The 21,074-nt window shown below is 60.7% G+C and carries 19 protein-coding genes and 1 pseudogene; 17 read left to right on the top strand and 3 right to left on the bottom strand.

Annotated elements, in window-relative coordinates:
- Positions 1–137 precede the first annotated feature (137 nt).
- Together ACF8GF_RS12710 and exaA are read right to left on the bottom strand one after the other, a co-directional pair.
- A complete protein-coding gene (locus ACF8GF_RS12710) occupies positions 138–797 on the bottom strand; it encodes a pentapeptide repeat-containing protein (RefSeq protein ID WP_392487560.1) in 660 nt (219 codons plus the stop codon).
- A gap of 66 nt (positions 798–863) precedes the next feature.
- Complete coding sequence (exaA, locus tag ACF8GF_RS12715) at positions 864–2,759, bottom strand: quinoprotein ethanol dehydrogenase (RefSeq protein ID WP_392487561.1); 1,896 nt, start codon at positions 2,757–2,759, stop codon at positions 864–866.
- A gap of 254 nt (positions 2,760–3,013) precedes the next feature.
- Between exaA and pedF the strand changes: the two genes are divergently transcribed.
- From pedF to ACF8GF_RS12800, 17 genes are all read left to right on the top strand, one after another.
- On the top strand, positions 3,014–3,475 hold the full coding sequence (gene pedF, locus ACF8GF_RS12720; protein ID WP_176684107.1) for a cytochrome c-550 PedF: 462 nt from the start codon (positions 3,014–3,016) through the stop codon (positions 3,473–3,475).
- Positions 3,476–3,480: 5 nt separating this feature from the next.
- Positions 3,481–4,356 carry an ABC transporter substrate-binding protein gene (locus ACF8GF_RS12725; RefSeq protein ID WP_209966622.1) on the top strand — a complete coding sequence of 292 codons (876 nt, stop codon included), beginning with the start codon at positions 3,481–3,483 and terminating at the stop codon, positions 4,354–4,356.
- Positions 4,357–4,364: 8 nt separating this feature from the next.
- On the top strand, positions 4,365–5,126 hold the full coding sequence (locus ACF8GF_RS12730) for a quinoprotein dehydrogenase-associated SoxYZ-like carrier (RefSeq protein ID WP_392487562.1): 762 nt from the start codon (positions 4,365–4,367) through the stop codon (positions 5,124–5,126).
- Between the two features lie 38 nt (positions 5,127–5,164).
- Positions 5,165–6,103: a quinoprotein relay system zinc metallohydrolase 1 gene (locus ACF8GF_RS12735; RefSeq protein ID WP_392487563.1), complete on the top strand. Its 939-nt coding sequence runs from the start codon at positions 5,165–5,167 to the stop codon at positions 6,101–6,103.
- A gap of 809 nt (positions 6,104–6,912) precedes the next feature.
- On the top strand, positions 6,913–8,004 hold the full coding sequence (locus tag ACF8GF_RS12740; RefSeq protein ID WP_392487564.1) for an AMP-binding protein: 1,092 nt from the start codon (positions 6,913–6,915) through the stop codon (positions 8,002–8,004).
- Positions 8,005–8,036: 32 nt separating this feature from the next.
- Complete coding sequence (locus ACF8GF_RS12745) at positions 8,037–8,453, top strand: hypothetical protein (protein WP_392487565.1); 417 nt, start codon at positions 8,037–8,039, stop codon at positions 8,451–8,453.
- 15 nt (positions 8,454–8,468) lie between these two features.
- Entirely contained in the window at positions 8,469–9,503 is a 1,035-nt protein-coding gene (locus tag ACF8GF_RS12750) for a class I SAM-dependent methyltransferase (RefSeq protein WP_176684104.1), read from the top strand.
- Entirely contained in the window at positions 9,496–10,668 is a 1,173-nt protein-coding gene (locus ACF8GF_RS12755) for a hypothetical protein (protein WP_392487566.1), read from the top strand. The genes ACF8GF_RS12750 and ACF8GF_RS12755 overlap by 8 nt, the downstream gene beginning before the upstream one ends.
- 36 nt (positions 10,669–10,704) lie before the next feature.
- On the top strand, positions 10,705–11,091 hold the full coding sequence (locus tag ACF8GF_RS12760) for an ectoine synthase (protein ID WP_176684102.1): 387 nt from the start codon (positions 10,705–10,707) through the stop codon (positions 11,089–11,091).
- A 42-nt stretch (positions 11,092–11,133) separates the two neighbouring features.
- Positions 11,134–12,351, top strand: coding sequence for an MFS transporter (locus tag ACF8GF_RS12765; protein ID WP_392487567.1), 1,218 nt, complete (start codon positions 11,134–11,136; stop codon positions 12,349–12,351).
- Positions 12,352–12,514: 163 nt separating this feature from the next.
- Positions 12,515–14,302: a PQQ-dependent alcohol dehydrogenase PedH gene (gene pedH, locus ACF8GF_RS12770; RefSeq protein WP_392487568.1), complete on the top strand. Its 1,788-nt coding sequence runs from the start codon at positions 12,515–12,517 to the stop codon at positions 14,300–14,302.
- A 316-nt stretch (positions 14,303–14,618) separates the two neighbouring features.
- Complete coding sequence (locus ACF8GF_RS12775) at positions 14,619–16,139, top strand: aldehyde dehydrogenase family protein (RefSeq protein ID WP_003254088.1); 1,521 nt, start codon at positions 14,619–14,621, stop codon at positions 16,137–16,139.
- Between the two features lie 230 nt (positions 16,140–16,369).
- The gene (pqqA, locus tag ACF8GF_RS12780; RefSeq protein ID WP_003243383.1) at positions 16,370–16,441 is read left to right on the top strand and encodes a pyrroloquinoline quinone precursor peptide PqqA; all 72 of its coding nucleotides are present in this window, start codon (positions 16,370–16,372) and stop codon (positions 16,439–16,441) included.
- 51 nt (positions 16,442–16,492) lie between these two features.
- Positions 16,493–16,765, top strand: a complete 273-nt coding sequence (gene pqqD / locus ACF8GF_RS12785) for a pyrroloquinoline quinone biosynthesis peptide chaperone PqqD (RefSeq protein WP_019751154.1) — start codon at positions 16,493–16,495, stop codon at positions 16,763–16,765.
- A gap of 89 nt (positions 16,766–16,854) precedes the next feature.
- On the top strand, positions 16,855–18,018 hold the full coding sequence (gene ercA / locus ACF8GF_RS12790) for an alcohol dehydrogenase-like regulatory protein ErcA (RefSeq protein WP_021783999.1): 1,164 nt from the start codon (positions 16,855–16,857) through the stop codon (positions 18,016–18,018).
- Positions 18,002–19,672: a NahK/ErcS family hybrid sensor histidine kinase/response regulator gene (locus tag ACF8GF_RS12795; RefSeq protein ID WP_392487569.1), complete on the top strand. Its 1,671-nt coding sequence runs from the start codon at positions 18,002–18,004 to the stop codon at positions 19,670–19,672. Before ercA ends, ACF8GF_RS12795 begins: the two co-directional genes overlap by 17 nt.
- A 526-nt stretch (positions 19,673–20,198) precedes the next feature.
- Complete coding sequence (locus ACF8GF_RS12800) at positions 20,199–20,813, top strand: hypothetical protein (RefSeq protein WP_021783997.1); 615 nt, start codon at positions 20,199–20,201, stop codon at positions 20,811–20,813.
- Positions 20,814–20,855: 42 nt separating this feature from the next.
- On the opposite strand, the pseudogene ACF8GF_RS12805 reads toward ACF8GF_RS12800, so the two are convergent.
- Positions 20,856–21,074, bottom strand: a pseudogene (locus ACF8GF_RS12805) (D-serine dehydratase); the annotation flags it as partial.

A 21,074-nucleotide genomic window follows, 5' to 3' on the forward strand; every position in this document is an offset into this window, starting at 1 on the left:
GATGCGTGTCCACCACCGATCTGTGTGTAGGAGCGGGTTTACCCGCGAATACGGTAGCGCCCGCAACAGTGAACGGCAGGTGGAAATTGGCCAGCAGGCCCGGCCCTTTCGTGGGTAAACCCGCGCCTACAGGCCCCTCATTTGTCCCAGGTCTCAGGGCACCCCTTGCACCCATCCATGTTGGCCTCCTGAAAATTCCCGTAATGCTGCCGCGCCCCGCGCAAATCGGCGCGTGCCAGGTTGCTCTGGCCAAACTTGGCCTCCTGCAGATTGGCATCGCCCAGGTTGGCCTCTTGCAGGTCAGCCTTGCTCAACCAGGCCATCTCCAGGTCCGCCGCCTGCAAGTTGGCCTGCTGCAGCTTTGCCCCGGACAGCCTGGCGAACTGCAGATAGGCTGCGCGCAGGTCCGCCTTTTCAAATTGTGCGCCCTGGGCGAACAAGCCCCAGCCCTGAATGGCCACCAGCTTGCTGTTGCTCAGGTCGGCCAGGCGCAGATTGCTTTGTTGCAAGCTGGCGCGGGTCAGGTTGGCACCTTGCAGGCGGGCTTTTTCCAGATTTGCCAGGTCCAGCTGGGCATGGCGCAGGTCGGCATCGCGCAGGTCGGCACCGGCCAGGTTCATCTTGCGCAGGTCCTGGTTGGCCAGGTTGGCGCCGCGCAGGTTGGCCCCCGGGCACTGGCTGGCTTCGGCAATCACGCAGCCGTTGATGGTCAAGGGGGCATCGTTGCCGGCGTCGTCGGCGTTCACTGCCAGGGCGGGGGATAGCGCCAGCAGCAAGGTAAAGGGCAGGTAATTCATGGCGAAAGCCTCTGGGCAGGAGAAGGGCAGAAGCGGGGAGGGGCGCAAGCCGCTCCCCGCTGCAGGTCAACGCTGTGCAGTCTTGTTGTCCCAGCTCGGGATCTTGAACACCCAGAACGAGCCCCCCTGAGCCACCGGTTTGGTCAGCTCGGCCATGTCGCCACCCCACAGCGGTACCGCACCGCCGTAGCCGACGGTCACGCCGATGTACTGCTCGCCGTCCTGTTCCCAGGTGATGGGCGGCGAGACAATGCCGCTGCCGGTCTGGAACTTCCACAGCTCTTTGCCCGTCTTGGCGTCGAAGGCCTTGAAGAAGCCGTCGCCCGTGCCGGTGAACACCAGGTTGCCCTTGGTCGCCAGCACACCGGCCCATAGTGGCAGGTGTTCCTTGTGTTCCCACACCAGCTTGCCGGTGGTCGGGTCCATGGCGCGCAACGTGCCGACGTGGTCGTCGTACATGCGCTTGATGCGGAAGCCCATGCCCAGGTAAGCCGAGCCCTTCTTGTAGTTCACTTCCTCGGTCCAGTATTCCTCTTTCCACTGGTTGCCGGGGATGTAGAACAGCCCGGTGTCCTGGCTGTAGGCCATGGGGTTCCAGTTCTTGCCGCCCAGGAACGGCGGCGAGACTTCCACCGGCTTGCCCTTGGTTTCACCCGGCAGCGGCTTGGCCGGGCGTTGGCCGGGGTTTTCCACCGGGCGGCCGGTCTTCAGGTCGATATGACTGGCCCAGGTGATGTTGTCGACGAAGGGGAAGGCGTTCTGCAGCTTGCCGTTGTTGCGGTCGACCACATAGAAGAAGCCGTTGCGGTCGGCGTGGCCGGTGGCCTTGACCACCTTGCCGTCCTTGCCTTTGTAGTCGAACAGCACCAACTCGTTGTTGCCGGAGAAGTCCCAGGCATCGTTGGGGGTGTGCTGATAGAACCACTTGACTTCGCCGGTACTCGGGTCGACACCGACCTGGCCGGAGGTGTACAGGCTGTCGAAGTCATGCGGGTTGCCGTCCTTCGACGTGCGCGCCCAGGTATTCCACGGCCCGGGGTTGCCAGCGCCAACAATGATGGTGTTCGTTTCGGGGTCGAAGCTGGCGCTTTGCCAAGGGGCACCGCCGCCGTGGCTCCAGGCTTCGACCTTGCCGGTTTCGGTGGTAGGGTCGTCTGGCCAGGAAGGCGCCTTGACGTCACCGGTCGGGGTGCTGTCCTTACCGTTCAGGCGGCCCATGTGGCCTTCGACGAAGGGCCGCATCCACACTTCTTCGCCGGTGTCCGGGTCGCGTGCGAACAACTGTCCGACCACGCCGAATTCATCGCCGGAGCTGCCGTGGATCAGCAGCACCTTGCCGCTGGTCTTGTCCTTGATCAGCACTGGCGCACCGGTCATGGTGTAGCCGGCGCTGTGGTCGCCGAATTTCTTGTTCCACACCACTTTGCCGGTGCGCTTGTCGAGGGCGACGACCCGCGCGTCGAGGGTGCCGAAGTAGATCTTGTCGCCGTAAATCGCCGCGCCGCGGTTGACCACGTCGCAGCAGGGGCGAATGTTGTCGGGCAGGCGGTGACTGTAGGTCCACAGGCGTTTGCCGGTCTTGGCATCGAGGGCGAATACCCGCGAGTACGAGCCGGTGACGTAGACCACGCCATCGCTGACGATGGCCTGGGATTCCTGGCCGCGCTGCTTCTCGTCGCCGAAGGAGTAGGACCAGGCCGGGGTCAGCTTGAACACGTTCTTGTCATTGACCTGGGCCAGCGGGCTCCAGCGCTGGGCATTGGTCCCCATGCCGTACTGCAGCACGTCCCGGGTGGTCAGGTGGTCATTGGCGATGTCTTCCCAGGTGACGTTCTTGCCGGCAGGTGCAGCGGGTGTGCTGGCCGCTGTTGCCACATTGCCCAGGGCCAGGCTACCGGCCATCAGCAGGACGCGCACGCTCAGGGCCAGCGGGGAAAGGGCGGGTAGCGATCTTATTGTCATGGTTGCAGTTCCCAGTGGAGGTTTTGGCCTGCACAGGGTGGGGCGCAGCGGCTATCGCGGGATACGGAAAAAGTCCCGCCCTTGCCGGGAAAAGTTCCCGCACGGCACCTCAATTGGCCCTTCGCCACAAGCCCTACTACCAAGGGATTAAGGCCCGGACACCAAAGCAGCATTCGGTCGCCCGCGGGGTGTTTCTAAGATGGCGGCACGGCCTCTGTGGTTGAGGCTTTGTGTGCAATGGTGAGGGCATAACAATGACAACAAAATGCAATGTGTTGCTTGCTGCTGGAGTGCTGGCCGCAGCCGTGCTGACCGGTACAGCCTGGGCCCATGGCAACGTGGTGCCCCAGGCAGTGGAGACCAAGGGCCTGACCCCGATCAAGGACGCTGGTGTGACCCTGGACGACGACGGCTGGGCGGCGGTCAACCCTTACCGCAGCTCACCCGAGCACGACAAGGCGGTGGAAATCGGCGCCTCGGCCTACAACCAGAACTGCGCCGCCTGCCATGGCCTGGAGGCCAAGTCTGGTGGTATCGCCCCTGACTTGCGCATGCTCGATGCAGGTGATGCTGGCGATGAATGGTTCGTCGAGCGGGTACGCCACGGCGCGGTTCGCGACGGCCGCGTGTACATGCCGAAGATGGCCGATTACCTCAGTCAGGAAGCCCTGTGGGCGGTGCGCACCTACCTGGACAGCGTGCACGTCGAGGAGTGACGGCCATGCGTCTGTGGGCGGTGTTGTTGAGTGGCCTGCTGCTGTGTTGCGCGGCGGCCCAGGCGCAGGTGCGCAACTACGACGCGATCATCGCTGCCGGCGAGCTCAAGGTGGCGGTGTACAAGGATTTCGCCCCCTACAGCTTCCAGGACCACGGCCAGCCGCGTGGTGTCGATGTGGAACTGGCGCAGGCCCTGGCCACGGCCTTGGGGGTACGCCTGCAGTTAATCTGGGCGCCACCCGGAGAAAAGCTCGACGATGACCTGCGCGACTACATCTGGCGCGGCAGCCCGCTGCGTCATCAGCAATTGGCCGACCTGATGATGCGGGTGCCTTACGATCGCGCCTACGCGCAGCGGCGCAACGAGCTGGGTGAGCTGGAAAACGCCCAGGTGGTGATGTTCGGCCCCTATCAGGAGGAGCGTTGGCAGGTGGCCTACGATCGCCGTCGCCTGCCGTCGGTGGCCAGTGTCGCGGTATTCCAGCAGCATCCTGTCGGGGTCGAGGTGGACAGCGTGCCGTCGTTTTACCTGACGTCGGTGTTCAACGGCATGCTTAGCGCCAGGACCCACCATTACCCCAGCGTGCAACAGGCATTTGCTGCGATGCAGTCCGGCCAGGTGGACGCAGTGATGGCGATGCGCGGCGAGGTTGACTGGCAGCTGCACCAGGCCGCCGATGCGCAACTGGCCTTGGCAGAAAACGCCTACCCGAACCTCGGTAAACAGGCTTGGGAAATCGGCATGGCCGTGCATGAGAGCAACCGGCAGCTGGCCTATGCCGTGGAGGAGGCCATGGAGGCGATGATTCGCGATGGCCGGCTCAAGGCGATGTATGCCGCATACGGCCTGCGTTACGAGGTCCCGGAGATGTATCAATAGGAGTGGCCATGAACTGGCGAGCAACTTTCCTGCTGGCCTGCTGGATGCCCTGGGCCGCCCAGGCTGCGACACAAGGCACCCACACAGACCCGGTGCCTTCCGTGATGTGGGACTTCTACCACAAGCAGTTGCTGGGGCAGGCGGCGTTCGTGTTCGATGACCGTGTGAAGCTTCTGGCGCCGCCCTTTGCCGAGGATGCACGGCAGGTACCGCTGGAGATCGACGCCCGGGCGTTCACGGGCGAGGTGGTGCGGATTATCGCCTGGGCAGAGCTGAACCCTCTGCCGCGCATCGTCGACTTTCAGCCCGGTGAGCGCGTGTTGCCCTGGTTGTCGATCCGCATCCGCATCGAACAGGCCACACCGTTGCGCGCCGCCGTACTGACACGCGATGGCCTGTGGCACGTCGGTTCGACCCTGATCGATGCTGCCGGCGGCGGTTGTACCGCACCCAGCGCGGTGCGCACCCAGCCCGGCTGGGAGGAGCACCTCGGTGAGGTGCTGGGCGGGCGCTACCCGCGTGGTGATAGCAGCCGCCTGCGCCTGCAGGTGGCCCACCCGATGGATAACGGCCTGGTCAGCGGCATTCCTGAATTCTTTCTCAACCATGCCGAGTTGCAAGGTGCAGATGGCCAGCGCCTGGCCAGCCTGGAGCTGTATCCGGCGGTCAGCGAAAACCCCAACCTGGGCTTTGACATTCAGGGCCCCGGGCCAACACGGCTGCTGTTGCGGGACAACAGCGGCAACCAGTTCGAGGCGGCGCTGCCCTGAGCGCGTTGTCTGATTTCACCCTGACCCGAGGCACCATCATGCGTTGGATCCTGTTGTTGCTGTTGTGCCTGGGGCTGCCGGCCCAGGCTGATCTGGCGTACCGGCTCACACCCCGGCAGATCGCCGAGGGCACCTGGTTGCTGGAAGGCAGCACCGACAATTTCGCCAAGGCCAATGGCGGCAATGTGGTCAACACCGCGTTCATCGTCACCGACAGCGGTGTGGTGGTGATCGACAGCGGGCCGTCGAAGGGCTATGGCGAGGCATTGCGCAAGGTAATTGCCACCCTCACCGACAAGCCGGTAGTGGAGGTGCTGCTGACCCATCATCATCCTGACCATGTGCTGGGCAACCAGGCCTTTGCCGATGTGCCGATCGGTGCCCTGGCCGGCACCCGCGACCTGCTGCGCCAGCAAGGCGATGCCATGGCCGAGAACATGTATCGCCTGGTCGGCGACTGGATGCGCGGTACCGAGGTGGTGCTGCCGACCCGGGTGCTGCAGCCAGGCGTGCATGAGGTGGGTGGGCACCGACTGAGGTTGCTGGGGCTGGGCGGGCATACGGGTGCCGACCTGGCGATTTTCGATGAAAAGACCGGGGTGCTGTTCGCCGGCGACCTGGTGTTCTACCAACGCGCCCTGACCACGCCCAACAGCCCGGGGCTGGACGTGTGGCTCAAGGACCTGGATACCCTGCAGGCACTGCCCTGGAAACAGCTGGTACCCGGGCATGGCCCGGTGGCCAGTGATGCGCAGCCGTTCGTGCAGATGCGTGACTACCTGGGCTGGCTCGATGGCCTGATGCGTGATGGCGCGGCGCGCGGTGACGACATGGCCGAGATGATCCGCAGCCCCATTCCCGAACGGTTTGCCGGGATCAGCCTGACGCGTTATGAGCTGATCCGCAGTGTCAGCCACCTGTACCCCCGGTATGAGCGTCAGCAACTCCGGCGCATCGATACCAGGCCCCCAATCTGATGGCGGAACGCGCTGCTCTATGGAGTACGCCCGTCACCGAGGCGGCGCGCTGTCGTGCAGCAGCCATGATCCACGTGGCTTGAGAGCCGAGTCGGGTCGGTGGAATGCTGCTCATGGAACACTGTCGAGTAGCATATTGTCCACTACAGGTTGGAGAGGTGCGGAGAAGTTCGCGACTCCCAGTGGCCTGGTAAAGGTATTGTTCGGGCGGGCGTTCATGCCACGTTTAAACGCTGCTCGTTGCAAACGGGTGGGGTAACTTTCTTGGATCTTCCAAATATCTGTCAGATACTTCTGATAACAAAATATTTCAAATTCCTGGTGTGCGAACAATGTCACTGAATAGTGACAAAAATGACCTGACTTTATTTAGAGTCGCCTTGACGTGATAACTTTTGTGGTGGAGGATTTTGCTTGTCGATATGTTTGGTTTTTGTTGGTGGTGTGGGTGTCAAGCAAATATAAGTGGTGTTTTTATGTTTTTTCGTTGTCATACCTCTGTAACTATTTGTAGTGGTTGTCTCTGTTCCTCTCTGTCTGTCTGAAGTCTTGAGTGCATAAATATTCTGAACCTGTTTGCAGGCTATGCACACCTTTTGAAGGAAATCATCAGAGTGAGTGGTGCCGCTTTCCAAAATCGGTAAGACAGAGTATGTCAGTTGCTATTGATTTTTAGATAACCCGCACGGCCAACTTACTGAAATCGACGACCTTCGAGTTTCTGCCTGCAGCTGTAAGGTACTTATATTTTTGTGAGCGCAAGAAAGCGCCGTTAGCACCCGAGCAAGGGATTGAGAGGATATCGAGCCATGCCTTTGTTTCATAAAGTCATTGCGGACAATGCCAATGCATACCCAAGCAAGTCAGCAATCGTTTTAGACGGTGTAGCAACTTCCTATCGAGTGTTGCAACAACAAGCGGATGATATCGCATCTATCCTGCCAACCCTGGGAATTGCTCCAGGCGATCGTGTGGGTCTGTACTCGGCAATTTCCGTACAACTGGTAGCTGCTTATCTGGGCATTCTGCAAGCCGGAGCAGTTACTGCTGCTATCCATCATACCCTGAGCCGTGCCAGGCTGATTCATCAACTCAAGCATTCAGGCGCTCGGTTGCTGATCACTGACTGCACCGACGACCTTCCGGGCCTTATCAAGGCCGTTGGGCTTGAATGGGTGCTGCTCACGACCCCGAGCGCTGTGCTCCCGCCTCAGGTCATTCAAATGTCCGATGCCCTCTCCAGACCTTCGCAAAAGGCTGCTACGAGGCATCCGCCATTGATTGAAGACCCCGAAAGGTCTACGTCGATATTCTATACATCCGGATCGTCCTTCAATCCGAAGGGCGTGCTGGTCAACCACCGAATCATGTTGGCTGCCTCACGCCAAGTCACCGCCTACCAGCAGAACACCCCAGATGATCGCGTCCTCAGTTATTCGACTCTGGCCTCCGATTATGGTGTCTACAACGTGATGATGCCGCTGGTAATCGGCGCCACCAGCGTGATTGAAAGCCAGCCGGCCACTACTGCCGAGGACATACTCGCAGTGGTTGAACGGGAGGAGGTAACCGCCGTGCATGTGTTTCCTCCATTATTTTTCCTGTTGGCCAATACCGGCCCGCATTGGGACGCTCGGGTGCCCAGCCTGCGTTATATATCCAGCAGTGGCCAGGCTCTCTACACCCGTCATATCCAGAAGATTCGGCAAGCTTTGCCTCGGGTACGGATCTTTTCCAACTACGGGCTCACGGAATGCAAACGTGTCAGTTACCTGCCTCCTGAGGAGCTCGATCAGCGCCCAGCCTCGGTGGGCAAACCTCTGCCCGGCGTCTCTTGTACTTGGTGGACGAGCGAGGGCGGGCCATTGACCAGCCTGGGGAGGTCGGCGAACTGCTGGTAACCAGCGACTACCTGATGCTCGAGTATTGGAACATGCTCGAGGCCAATGCCATGGCCTTCCTACACAATGCATTCGGCCACCCGCGCCTGTTTCGCACAGGTGACCTGTTCAAGCGAGACGCCCAAGGCTATCTCTACTACGTGGCACGCAAGGATGACGTGTTTTCCCGCAATATCTGGAAGGTCAACCCGCGGGAAATTGAACAATGTTTGGCGTCACACCCGGCGGTTGCCGAGGTATTAGTGGTGCCGGTCGCAGACGAATCGGCCGGGCACGTACCGAAGGCCTATGTTGTGCTCGAAACTGACCATATACAGACCATTGAGCAATCCCTGCGTGATCACTGCATAGCCCAATTGGACTGGCACATGGTGCCGGCTTATTACGTGTTCCTTGAGGCCTTGCCAAAAACCGATTCAGGCAAATTCAGCGCCAGAGGGCTGATCTGACAGCAGGAGAGACACATGAACGCTTTTCCGCAGCAATCGTTGGACGACGCCAGTCTTGACCACGACCTCCATCAAAGCGCCATGTTGAAACTGGCCGAGCATTTTCACAGCCTGGCGACTGGCGCGAGCCAAGTTCCGTCGCAGTCTCTGGACAGCCACCTCAAGTCACAGATCGACGACCCTCAGGTACTCGAGTACCACGACCGCCTGCTTGCGGGGGCGGGCCCACTGTTTTCGCATTTTCTAGCTAGCGTACCGTACGTCCTTGAGGAACTCTCCAGGATTGGCGTGACGCTGTCCCGACTGGTCTCGGCCTACCCGCCCAGGGCCGGCCAGCGCTACAGCATATTCGAGGTGGACGCCTTCGATGGTAGTAATGGTCGTGCTTTGGCTGGCCAATCCCAAGGCCTGATCCATAGCCTCACCTCGTCGCCCAACCGTGCCAACCAGATAGCCTTCGAGCAGTATGCCGACCCAGCCTTATCACACTTCTACCCGCACTCATTCTTCAAAATGAACACGAAGCTGCTGCAAAAGCCGGAATATAAAGCGTTCAGCCAGGGATTCGATTTCATATACGAAATGGCCGCATTCCAGTTCTATAACCGTAACCGCGCGCAACAAATCGCCCACATCAAGCGTTTTCTGAAGCCCAGCGGGCTGGCATTTTTCCTCGAAAAGCTCAACCACCCCGATTCAGAAGAGTATCTGCGACGAGAGAAGATAAAGGACGAAGTATTCAAGATCCGCTACTTCAAAGTGGAAGAAATCCGTTGGAAACGCCAGCAGATGCTCGTGCAGATGCAAAACGGTCAGGTCACCATGGAAGAACTGGTAGGCGCCCTGTCGGCTCGCTTCAAGCACGTCCACCTGCTGTGGAGCAGCAGTAATTTCTGCGAGTTTGTGGCCTCGGACGACGAACAGCGGATTGAACGATTCCTCAAGCTGCTAGGCCCGGTTGTGCAACCACCGGGCTTCTGCTTTGAAGGTTCGCGACTGGGTTCGGTGGTGCTCCATGGTAACCAAGTCGAGGTGCCGGCCAATGTCTGAAAACGTTCAACAGGTATTGCATCGCGCCGCCCAACCCGCGCCCTGCCAACGGGCACTGCAACACCTGTCAAGGTGGCGCGAGCGAGCGGGAGCAGCGCAGAAAGACCGTCGTTTGAGCCGCGATACATTCAACGAACTGTTCACCGGTGAGTGGCTGGATCTGTTGTCGCCTCGAGCGCCTGCAACCCGCAGCTCACATTGGCCAACAGTGGTGGAGAGCGCACGCATTGCCGCAAGGGCCTGCGCCTCCACCGGCTGGGTGATGGCCTTGGTGGGTGGGCACAGCAGCATCGCTCGACGTTTACCCCCGGCATGCCAGGATCAAATGTACGCTGACGGCCCCCGGCAGCTGTTCGCCTCGGCGTCCACCAGCGCCAACAGCCAGCTCAGCTACGAGGCGTGCGGCATAAGGGTGAACGGGCGCTGGCGGTTCAGCTCAGGGATCGAAGACGCGACGTGGTTGATGCTCAATGCACCTTGTCAGAACCACCCGGCTGCCTGGCACACTCCACGTTTTCTCGTACTGGTCGCCGCGCAGGATATTGAGCGAATCGACAGCTGGGACAGTTGCGGCATGGCCGCAACTGGCTCTCACGACGTTCAGGCTCACCAGTTGCTGGTGCCACACGAGCGGGTTTTCGCCTTGCATGAAATCTTCGCCCAACGCCCATTCAAACCGGAGATCGATTACATCGACCGTTTGCCATTGGCGCCCTTTCTGGCTACTTCGATCATCGGTCCGTTGTTTGGCTGCGCGGAGGGGGCACATGATGCGTTCGTCTCGGCGCTCACTGACTCGCTGGCCAGCGACCCAAGGATTGCCGAGCAGGTCGCTCACTCGGCCGCACAATTGCACAGCGCTGGCCTTCTCTATGACTCGTTGATATCGCGGTTGCATGAAGCAGGCATTCACGATCAAGCCCTGAGTACCTGTCAACTGCTGCGGTTACGCCGCGACCGTGCCTATTTGGCGAGGCAGTGCGTGCAAGCGGTGCAACGTCTGGTAGGACGGCTCGGTGCCTCTTCGTTGGCGGCAGGGCATCCACTCCAGCGCCATTGGTGTGACATCCAGGCCATCGCCGCGCATCGCGATCTGGCCTGGAGCGACGCGATGCTGGCTTGCGGCGAAGCGACCTTGCGCAATGGTAGTCATGACCAAGCATGACTCTTCATTCAATTCCTTATACCCAGAGAGGTTCACATGTTCATCCGCAGCAGGTCCGACGTGGAGAAAACCGCCTACTACGTGGAGTGGGGCGCCGGCACTAGCCATCGTCTACTCACCGAACGTGATGCCATGGGATTTACCCTCTGCCACACGGTGGTTCGTGCCGGCACTGAATCGCTGTTGCACTATCGGAACCATTTGGAGGCGTGCTACTGCATAGCCGGGGAAGGCGAGGTCGAGGACATGCAGGGGAATGTCTACCCGATACGTCCCGGTGATGTGTATGTACTCGACCAGCATGATCGGCACTACCTACGCGGCGGCAAGGAGCAGGACTTGATCCTGGTCAGTGTGTTCAACCCACCGTTGCGTGGTGACGAGAAACACAACCTCAACGACCGTTTGGGTTCGGCCTATTGAGGTTTGGCAAGGTCTCTTTCTTGCTTCTTACAGGAGTTCAGCATGCGCAAGGATTACCTGGCCTTTTTCATTTCGCTGTTTCTTTCGCGCCTGGCAGACCAGATCCTGTTGTTCATCGTGCCGCTGGTAGTGTTCCAGGCCACCAACAGCGTCGCTTGGGCAGGGCTGGCGTTCTTTGTCGAGTCGCTGCCGCGTTTTCTCGCCTTCCCGGTATGCGGCGCACTGTGCGACAAGTTCTCACCCATCAAGATCCTGCACATTAGCCAAGTTTACCGGGCATTGCTGTGCTTGTTGGCGATGGGACTTCATGCCCTGTTCGGCGGTCTTGCCTGGCTGGTGGTACTGTCGGCGCTGTGTGGGGGGCTGACCACTCAGGGCATCATGGCCCGCGAGGTGGTGATGCCGCATATCTTCCAGCACTACAACTACACCAAGACCCTCGCCTATTCTCAGATCGCTGACCAGACGGGCCTGGTACTCGGGCCACTGGTGGCAGCTGCGCTGCTGGAGTTTATGGCATGGCACTGGGTAGTGCTATGGACTGCTGGACTGTTCCTGCTGGCCGACCTGAGCATGCGGGCATGGCAGCGCGCCAGCCAGGTCACCCTGCCGGTGTACGAGCAGCATCGTGATATCTGGTTCCAACCCGTGCGTATCGCCTTCAGGCATATTGGCGAACAGGCCGAACTGAAGAAGATCATCACCTTGGCCGTCGGCGTCAACCTGATCGTCGGGGTCACCTTAGCAACCTCGGCGGCCATGGTGCTCGGCGAGCATGGCGCTGGCAAGGACACCTACGCATGGCTGCAGGCGGCTGCCGCAGTAACTACTATCGTGATCCTGTTCTTTCTCGCCCGGGTGGTGCTGCCGTTACGGGTAATGGGTGGCGTGGGCTACTTGATGATTGCCGCCGGCGCTTTCATCAGTGCCTTGAGTCCGAACTTTGCAGGGTATGTGCTGGGGTTTTTGCTGATTGTCGGTTTCGACAAGATGTTCAATGTCTATATGCGCAATGTTCGGCAGCGGGTAATTCCGACCCAGGACTTTGGCAAGACGGTGGGAGTGGTCACATTGCTCAACAACTTGTCGCAACCGTTGGCGGGCTTGCTGGTGGGAATACTGGCGGCGCCGGTGGGGGCGCAAGGGGTTATCTTGCTGCTTGCAGTGCTGACTACCGTGATTGGAGCGGGAGTTGTGTGGTGGTTTGGCGGCGTACGGCGTTTGCCTGGGGGAGCAGTTATCCAAGGCAGGGCAGATTGACTCAAGCAGTTTCTGGTTGAACAGGACGGGCAAACCCAACCCCTACCAAGGAACTAGAAAACTCCGCACTGCGGGCAATTGTTGGCAATCGGGTCGGGACCAAGAATTCCCGACACACCGGGAAATTTTCCCGGGCACAACAAAAAAACCAAAGGTAGCCGTCATGACCCGATCCCCACGTCGCCCCTTGTTCGCCGTGAGCCTGGTGCTCAGCGCCATGCTGCTTGCCGGCGCGGCTCACGCCGCTGTCAGCAATGAAGACATCCTCCAGGACCCGAAGAACCCGCAGCAGATCGTGACCAATGGCCTGGGCGTGCAGGGCCAGCGCTACAGCCCGCTGGACCTGCTCAACGTCAATAATGTCAAGGAGCTGCGCCCGGTCTGGGCGTTCTCCTTCGGCGGGGAGAAGCAGCGCGGCCAGCAGGCCCAGCCGCTGATCAAGGACGGGGTGATGTACCTGACCGGCTCCTACTCGCGGGTGTTCGCCGTGGACGCCCGCACTGGCAAGAAACTGTGGCAATACGATGCACGTCTGCCGGATGACATCCGCCCCTGCTGCGACGTGATCAACCGCGGCGTCGCACTGTACGGCAACCTGGTGTTCTTCGGCACGCTGGACGCCAAGCTGGTGGCCCTGAACAAGGACACCGGCAAGGTGGTCTGGAGCAAGAAGGTTGCCGACCACAAAGAAGGCTACTCCATCAGTGCCGCGCCGATGATCGTCAATGGCAAGCTGATCACAGGCGTTGCCGGCGGCGAGTTCGGCGTGGTGGGCAAGATCCAGGCGTACAACCCGGAGAACGGCGAACTGCTGTGGATGCGTCCCACCGTGGAAGGGCACATGGGCTATGTGTACAAGGACGGCAAGGCGATCGAGAACGGCATTTCCGGCGGTGAGGCGGGCAAGACCTGGCCTGGCGACCTGTGGAAGACCGGCGGCGCAGCGCCTTGGCTGGGCGGTTACTACGACCCGGAAACCAACCTGATCCTGTTCGGTACCGGCAACCCGGCGCCGTGGAATTCGCACCTTCGCCCCGGTGACAACCTGTACTCTTCCTCACGCCTGGCGCTGAACCCGGACGACGGCACCATCAAGTGGCACTTCCAGAGCACGCCGCATGACGGCTGGGACTTCGACGGCGTCAACGAGTTGATCTCGTTCAACTACAAGGACGGCGGCAAGGAGGTCAAGGCTGCCGCCACGGCTGACCGCAACGGTTTCTTCTACGTGCTCGATCGCACCAACGGCAAGTTCATCCGCGGCTTCCCGTTCGTTGACAAGATCACCTGGGCCACGGGCCTGGACAAGGACGGCCGGCCGATCTACAACGACGCCAGCCGCCCGGGCGCACCCGGCAGCGAGGCCAAGGGCAGCTCGGTGTTCGTCGCCCCGGCCTTCCTCGGCGCCAAGAACTGGATGCCGATGGCCTACAACAAGGACACAGGGCTGTTCTACGTGCCGTCCAACGAGTGGGGCATGGACATCTGGAACGAAGGCATCGCCTACAAGAAAGGTGCGGCGTTCCTCGGTGCCGGCTTCACCATCAAGCCGCTCAATGAAGACTACATCGGCGTGCTGCGCGCCATCGACCCGGTCAGCGGCAAGGAAGTGTGGCGCCACAAGAACTACGCGCCGCTGTGGGGCGGTGTGCTGACCACCAAGGGCAACCTGGTGTTCACGGGCACGCCAGAGGGCTTCCTGCAGGCATTCAATGCCAAGACCGGCGACAAGGTCTGGGAATTCCAGACCGGGTCAGGCGTGCTGGGCTCGCCCATCACCTGGGAAATGGACGGCGAGCAGTACGTTTCGGTGGTCTCCGGCTGGGGCGGTGCGGTGCCGCTGTGGGGTGGCGAAGTGGCCAAACGGGTCAAGGACTTCAACCAGGGCGGCATGCTCTGGACCTTCAAGTTGCCCAAGCAGTTGCAGCAAACCGCGAGCACCAAGCCCTAACGCCTGCCTACTGCCGCTTGCTGCCGCTGATCGGTAGCAAGCGGCCCTAGGCTCTGACGAAAAGCCTTGATACTTGTTCATGCTGCGTTGAAAACCGCCTCGGAGTGCTCATGTACTTCAGTACAGTCGGGCGCGACCCCGGCCGTTCCTCGGCTGTTTTCGCCTTGCCTGACCTGCGTCTCAAGACTTTTCGTACAGAGCCTACTACCAAATGACGAGAGCCCCGCTGCCAACGATGCATTCGCCCGGCACGCGGGCTTGTTACCATCGGTGCATCGCCTGTCGTGGGACAGGCACCGACCCGCAGAGGCTCAGCATGATCTACGCACAACCCGGAACTCCAGGCGCCGTCGTATCCTTCAAACCCCGTTATGGCAACTTCATCGGTGGCGAGTTCGTGCAGCCGTTGGCTGGCCAGTACTTCACCAACAGCTCGCCGGTCAATGGCCAGCCGATTGCCGAATTCCCGCGTTCCACGGCCCAGGACGTCGAGCGCGCCCTGGACGCCGCGCATGCCGCCGCCGAAGCCTGGGGCAAGACCTCGGTGCAAGACCGTGCGCGGGTACTGCTGAAAATTGCCGACCGCATCGAACAGAACCTGGAAGTGCTGGCGGTTACCGAAAGCTGGGACAACGGCAAGGCCATACGCGAAACCTTGAATGCCGACGTGCCGCTGGCAGCGGACCACTTCCGCTATTTTGCCGGTTGCATCCGCGCCCAGGAGGGTGGCGTAGGCGAGATCAACGAAGGCACCGTGGCTTATCACATCCACGAGCCGCTGGGTGTGGTGGGGCAGATCATCCCGTGGAACTTCCCGCTGCTGATGGCCGCCTGGAAGCTTGCCCCGGCCTTGGCCGCTGGCAACTGCGTGGTGCTCAAGCCCGCAGAGCAGACGCCCCTGTCGATTACCGTCTTTGCCGAACTGATCGCCGACCTGTTGCCGGCAGGCGTACTGAACATCGTCCAGGGCTTTGGCCGTGAGGCCGGCGAGGCGCTGGCCACCAGCAAGCGCATTGCCAAGATCGCTTTCACCGGGTCCACCCCGGTGGGCTCGCACATCATGAAGTGCGCGGCCGAGAACATCATCCCGTCCACCGTCGAACTGGGTGGCAAGTCGCCGAACATTTTCTTCGAAGACATCATGCAGGCCGAGCCGGCGTTCATCGAGAAGGCTGCCGAAGGCCTGGTGCTGGCGTTCTTCAACCAGGGCGAGGTGTGCACCTGCCCGTCACGGGCGCTGATCCAGGAGTCGATCTACGAACCGTTCATGGCCGAGGTGATGAAGAAGATCGCCAAGATCACCCGCGGCAACCCGCTGGATACCGAAACCATGGTGGGTGCCCAGGCGTCCGAGCAACAGTACGACAAGATCCTTTCGTACCTGGAAATTGCCCGGGAGGAGGGTGCGCAGCTGCTCACCGGCGGTGGTGCCGAGCGGCTGCAGGGTGACCTGGCCAGCGGTTACTACATTCAGCCAACCCTGCTCAAGGGCAACAACAAGATGCGCGTGTTCCAGGAAGAAATCTTCGGGCCGGTGGTGGGCGTGACCACCTTCAAGGACGAAGCCGAAGCGCTGGCGATCGCCAACGACAGTGAATTCGGCCTGGGCGCCGGCCTGTGGACCCGCGACATCAACCGTGCCTACCGCATGGGCCGCGGGATCAAGGCCGGGCGAGTGTGGACCAACTGCTACCACCTGTACCCGGCGCATGCGGCGTTCGGGGGGTACAAGAAGTCCGGTGTTGGCCGCGAGACCCACAAGATGATGCTCGACCACTATCAGCAGACCAAGAACCTGCTGGTGAGTTACGACATCAATCCGCTGGGCTTCTTCTAGACCGCGTCGCGGCCTTCGCGGGCTCGCCCGCGCCCACAGGTTCACCGTTGGTTCCAGAACCGGTGAAGAACCTGTGGGTGCGGGCGAGCCCGCAAAAGGGCCGGCACATGCATGGCCTACCCGTACCAACGCACCCCGCAAGCTCGTTCCAAAGTAGCATTCGGTCCAGTGCGCCCCCGTGCATTAATGCATCTACCGGAATCCTCCGGCACAAGAAGAGGACTTGCCCTATGTGGACTAAACCCGCCTACACCGACCTGCGCATTGGCTTCGAAGTGACGATGTATTTCGCCAACCGTTGATGACGGCCCGGCCATCGCCATGGTGGCCGGATCCTCCTGGAGCATGTGCCTGTGAACCTGATTGATCGCCAGCAAGCCCTTGCCTTGGGGCGAGGCTTGCGCCTGGGCTGGGAGCCACAGAAGGCTTGCCACGTGCTGTTGTACGCCGGGGGCATCATCGAGCTCAATGCCAGTGCCGGCTGGGTCTTGGCGCTGCTGGACGGCCACAGTACCGTGGCAACGGTCATCGACCGCCTGGCACAACGCTTCCCCGATGTACCGGGGCTCGAAGAGGACGTACTGGCGTTTCTGGAGGTGGCCCGCGCCAAATCCTGGATAGAATGACCGGTAGCCCCGCTTTGGTCTGGTTGCTTTCGTGGTGGGATGCTTTACGCTGGCGTTTATCTTCCAGAACAATAAGAACAGGCTTACCGATGAGCCAGAGTTTCAGCCCCCTTCGCAAGTTCGTATCGCCTGAAATCATCTTTGGTGCCGGCTGCCGGCACAACGTGGCCAATTACGCCAAAACCTTCGGTGCGCGCAAGGTACTGGTGGTCAGCGACCCTGGCGTGATCGCCGCCGGCTGGGTGGCGGATGTGGAGGCCAGCCTGCAGGCCCAAGGCATCGACTATTGCCTGTACACAGCGGTGTCACCCAACCCGCGGGTCGAGGAGGTGATGCTCGGCGCCGAAATCTATCGGCAGAACCACTGTGACGTGATCGTCGCCGTCGGTGGCGGCAGCCCGATGGATTGCGGCAAGGCCATCGGTATCGTGGTTGCCCATGGGCGCAGCATCCTCGAATTCGAAGGCGTGGACATGATCCGCGTGCCCAGCCCGCCGCTGATCCTGATCCCGACCACCGCCGGCACCTCGGCGGACGTGTCGCAGTTCGTGATCATTTCCAACCAGCAGGAACGCATGAAGTTCTCCATCGTCAGCAAGGCGGTGGTGCCGGACGTGTCGCTGATCGACCCGCAGACCACCCTGAGCATGGACCCATTCCTGTCGGCCTGCACCGGCATCGATGCGTTGGTGCATGCCATCGAGGCCTTCGTGTCTACCGGCCACGGGCCGCTGACCGATCCCCATGCGCTGGAAGCCATGCGCCTGATCAATGGCAACCTGGTGGAGATGATCGCCAACCCCACCGATATTGCGCTGCGCGAGAAGATCATGCTCGGCAGCATGCAGGCGGGGCTGGCGTTCTCCAATGCGATCCTGGGCGCCGTGCACGCCATGTCGCACAGCCTGGGCGGTTTCCTCGACTTGCCCCATGGCTTGTGTAACGCGGTGCTGGTGGAACACGTGGTGGCGTTCAACTACAGCTCGGCGCCGGAGCGTTTCAAGGTGATCGCCGAGGTGTTCGGGATCGACTGCCGTGGTCTCAATCAACGGCAGATCTGTGGGCGCCTGGTGGAGCACTTGACTGCCCTGAAGCATGCCATTGGCTTCCATGAAACCTTGGGCCTGCACGGGGTGCGCACGTCCGATATCCCGTTCCTGTCGCAACACGCAATGGACGATCCGTGCATCCTCACCAACCCCCGTGCGTCGAGCCAGCGTGATGTCGAGGTGGTCTATGGCGAGGCCCTCTGACGAGCAGCAGCGGGCGCTGGCCGGGCTGCTGGGGCTGGGTGACCACTCGGCGCGCAAAAGCCATTACCCGGAGCTGTCTGCCCGCCTGGACGAACTGGAAGCCGAGCGCAACCGTTACAAATGGCTGTTCGAAAACGCCGTGCACGGGATTTTCCAGGCCAGCCTTCAGGACGGCATGCGTGCCGCCAACCCGGCGCTGGCCCGCATGCTTGGCTACGACGACCCGCAAGCGGTGCTTTTTTCCCTGACGGACCTGGCCGCCAACCTGTTTGATGGCGGTGCCGAGGAGTTGCAGGCGATCACGGCGGTGCTCGCCCGTGAGCACAGCCTGCACGGCTACGAAACCCGTTTGCGGCGCAAGGACGGCAGCCATCTCGATGTGCTGATGAACCTGCTGCTAAAACCCGGCCATGAAGGGCTGGTGGAGGGGTTCGTTGCCGACATCACCGAACGCAAGCTGGCCCAGCAACGCCTGCAACAGCTCAATGACGAACTGGAGCAACGGGTCGCTGCGCGTACCGATGAATTGCTGGAGGCGCGTGATGCCGCCGAAGCCGCCAACCGCAGCAAGGACAAATACCTCGCTGCCGCCAGCCATGACCTGCTGCAGCCGTTGAACGCCGCGCGCTTGCTGATCTCGACCTTGCGCGAGCGGCCATTACCAGAGGCCGAGCATGTGCTGGTGGAGCGTACCCACCAGGCCCTGGAGGGCGCGGAAGACCTGCTGACCGACCTGCTGGACATTTCCCGGCTCGACCAGGCGGCCGTCAGGCCGGACGTGGCTGTGTACCGCCTGGACGAGGTGTTCGCGCCGCTGGTCTCGGAGTTCAGCTCGGTGGCCGATGCTGCAGGCCTGAAGCTGCGTGCACGCATAGCCGATTACGCCATCAGCACTGACTTGCGGCTGCTGACGCGCATTCTGCGCAACTTCCTCAGCAACGCTTGCCGGTACACCGACGAGGGGCGGATCCTGCTCGGGGCGAGGCGCCGCGGCGGCCAGCTGCGGCTGGAGGTGTGGGATACCGGGCGAGGCATCGCGCAGGATCGGCTGCAGGCCATTTTTCTCGAGTTCAACCAACTGGACGTTGGCCGCGCTGCCGATCGCAAGGGTGTCGGCCTGGGGCTGGCCATCGTTGAACGGATCGCCAAGATTCTCGGTTACCGGATCGAAGTGCGCTCGTGGCCGGGGCGTGGCTCGGTGTTCAGCATCGAGGTACCTCTTGGCAAAGAAGTGCCGCTGGCTGTTCATCAGGCTGTGCCGCTGCCCAGCGCCGGTAATCCGCTACCGGGCCGCCGCCTGCTGGTGCTGGACAACGAAGTGAGCATACTCGAGAGCATGGGCGCGCTGTTGGGGCAGTGGGGGTGCGAAGTGGTTACGGCTACCGACCAGGAGGGCGCCTTGCTGGCGTTGCAGGGGCGAGCCCCGGAACTGATCCTGGCCGACTACCACCTGGACCATGGCGTGGTGGGTTGCGAGGTGGTGAGGAACCTGCGTGAGCATTTTGCGACTGCCATACCGGCAGTGATCATTACCGCAGACCGCAGCGATCAGTGCCGGCGTGGCTTGCAGAAGCTAGGGGCGCCGCTACTGAACAAACCTGTGAAACCCGGGAAACTGCGGGCGGTATTGAGCCAGTTGCTTCTGGTGCATTGACTGGGTAGTCGTTCACTACTCAGCGAAATAGAGCACTTAAATGGCCTGTCGCGGAGTTTGGATCCACGGGTCTTTAAAACTTACCATCCGGTCAGCTTGCAAGAAGTTAGTAAACTAACTAATACGGCTTTAAATACCGCTGGTCGGTGCTTTTGCTCAAGAAATGAACGATTTGCCAGTGGGTCGCTCATATTTGCCAGCAAGTGTGTTCTTCAAACAGCGCACTTCGCACCTCTCCCCAGAACGTAATGGACGTTCAACTTGATCTGAATCGCAGGGATGCACACGGGGCTTTTTTACCTCTGACGATGGAGTAACGCCATGCCCAACCGAGGCTCAACGGTTGAGCCACTGTGTGCAATTGAGTAACCATTCGCTGTTTCAATTAACGATATGAATTTGGTCTTCCCGGTGCGATCAAGTCGCACGCGTGCTTGTTGCAAGGCCATCTAGCGCTGATGCATTACGTGGAGAATTCGACGTGGAGTTTAATACAATTATTAGCCTGTTCGGGCAGAAAGAATCCATGGAACTGGTGCGGTTGTCGGTCATTTATGTTCATTTACTGGCCTGTTGTATCGCCATCGGCCTGGTATTTACCAGCGATGCCGAGATGGTCAGGGACTTGTTGAAGGGGCATCAACAGGCCAGCCATGACGGTAAGCACATGGCGCGATTGCAGGCGTCCGTTGCCAATGCCTTGATATTCTTGTGGCTTACCGGTGCCGCGGTCATTGGTATCGATTACCTTGAAAAGGGCATGAGTTATTTCGCCAATCCCAAACTTCACGCAAAAGTCATTATTGTCTTGCTCCTGACCTTTAATGGCATGTTGTTGCATCGTTATGTATTGCCTGCCTTGCTCAAGGCCGGTTCTTTGCTTGACCTGAATATAGGCGTGCGGATGTTTGCGCTGTTTTCTGGTGCACTGTCAGGTGTTTCCTGGTTATATGCAGCGATGCTGGGCGTCGGTCGGCCACTGGCCTGGAAGTATTCGTTGACCGAGTTGCTGTTGGCCTATCCGGTGATGATCCTGCTTGGCTTTGCCCTGATGGCCGCACTGACCCAGTGGGCGCGAAAACGCAATATGGTCAAAGCGACGCCAGCACCTGTGTGGCCGCTGGCGGGCATTCCTTGCTGATGGCCTGAGGCACTGCAACGGCGTTGCGAACCGGCGCTTCGGTTACACGTTTGCCTGCTCGCTGCGCCCTTTGGCCAGATAGGCGTTGAACTCATCTTCCGGCACCATGCTGCCCCCCGTTCCCCAGACGAGGTGGGTGGCCTGTTGCAGCCGGGCTGGGGTGAAGCGTTGGCGGGCCAGGTACTCGTCGGCTTGCAGCACCCGTAGCATACCCGGTACGCCGGCCAGGGCAGAGGGCTCCAGTTTGACCTTGTCCTGCTC

The organism is Pseudomonas sp. yb_5, assembly GCF_043103865.1.
GTDB lineage: Bacteria > Pseudomonadota > Gammaproteobacteria > Pseudomonadales > Pseudomonadaceae > Aquipseudomonas > Aquipseudomonas putida_Y.

Excerpts from the sequence above, each read along its gene's own strand:
- ACF8GF_RS12710 (WP_392487560.1), bottom strand. The coding sequence starts at position 797 with ATGAATTACCTGCCCTTTACCTTGCTGCTGGCGCTATCCCCCGCCCTG.
- exaA (WP_392487561.1), bottom strand. The coding sequence starts at position 2,759 with ATGACAATAAGATCGCTACCCGCCCTTTCCCCGCTGGCCCTGAGCGTG.
- pedF (WP_176684107.1), top strand. The coding sequence starts at position 3,014 with ATGACAACAAAATGCAATGTGTTGCTTGCTGCTGGAGTGCTGGCCGCA.
- ACF8GF_RS12725 (WP_209966622.1), top strand. The coding sequence starts at position 3,481 with ATGCGTCTGTGGGCGGTGTTGTTGAGTGGCCTGCTGCTGTGTTGCGCG.
- ACF8GF_RS12730 (WP_392487562.1), top strand. The coding sequence starts at position 4,365 with ATGAACTGGCGAGCAACTTTCCTGCTGGCCTGCTGGATGCCCTGGGCC.
- ACF8GF_RS12735 (WP_392487563.1), top strand. The coding sequence starts at position 5,165 with ATGCGTTGGATCCTGTTGTTGCTGTTGTGCCTGGGGCTGCCGGCCCAG.
- ACF8GF_RS12740 (WP_392487564.1), top strand. The coding sequence starts at position 6,913 with ATGCCTTTGTTTCATAAAGTCATTGCGGACAATGCCAATGCATACCCA.
- ACF8GF_RS12745 (WP_392487565.1), top strand. The coding sequence starts at position 8,037 with ATGCTCGAGGCCAATGCCATGGCCTTCCTACACAATGCATTCGGCCAC.
- ACF8GF_RS12750 (WP_176684104.1), top strand. The coding sequence starts at position 8,469 with ATGAACGCTTTTCCGCAGCAATCGTTGGACGACGCCAGTCTTGACCAC.
- ACF8GF_RS12755 (WP_392487566.1), top strand. The coding sequence starts at position 9,496 with ATGTCTGAAAACGTTCAACAGGTATTGCATCGCGCCGCCCAACCCGCG.
- ACF8GF_RS12760 (WP_176684102.1), top strand. The coding sequence starts at position 10,705 with ATGTTCATCCGCAGCAGGTCCGACGTGGAGAAAACCGCCTACTACGTG.
- ACF8GF_RS12765 (WP_392487567.1), top strand. The coding sequence starts at position 11,134 with ATGCGCAAGGATTACCTGGCCTTTTTCATTTCGCTGTTTCTTTCGCGC.
- pedH (WP_392487568.1), top strand. The coding sequence starts at position 12,515 with ATGACCCGATCCCCACGTCGCCCCTTGTTCGCCGTGAGCCTGGTGCTC.
- ACF8GF_RS12775 (WP_003254088.1), top strand. The coding sequence starts at position 14,619 with ATGATCTACGCACAACCCGGAACTCCAGGCGCCGTCGTATCCTTCAAA.
- ercA (WP_021783999.1), top strand. The coding sequence starts at position 16,855 with ATGAGCCAGAGTTTCAGCCCCCTTCGCAAGTTCGTATCGCCTGAAATC.
- ACF8GF_RS12795 (WP_392487569.1), top strand. The coding sequence starts at position 18,002 with ATGGCGAGGCCCTCTGACGAGCAGCAGCGGGCGCTGGCCGGGCTGCTG.
- ACF8GF_RS12800 (WP_021783997.1), top strand. The coding sequence starts at position 20,199 with ATGGAACTGGTGCGGTTGTCGGTCATTTATGTTCATTTACTGGCCTGT.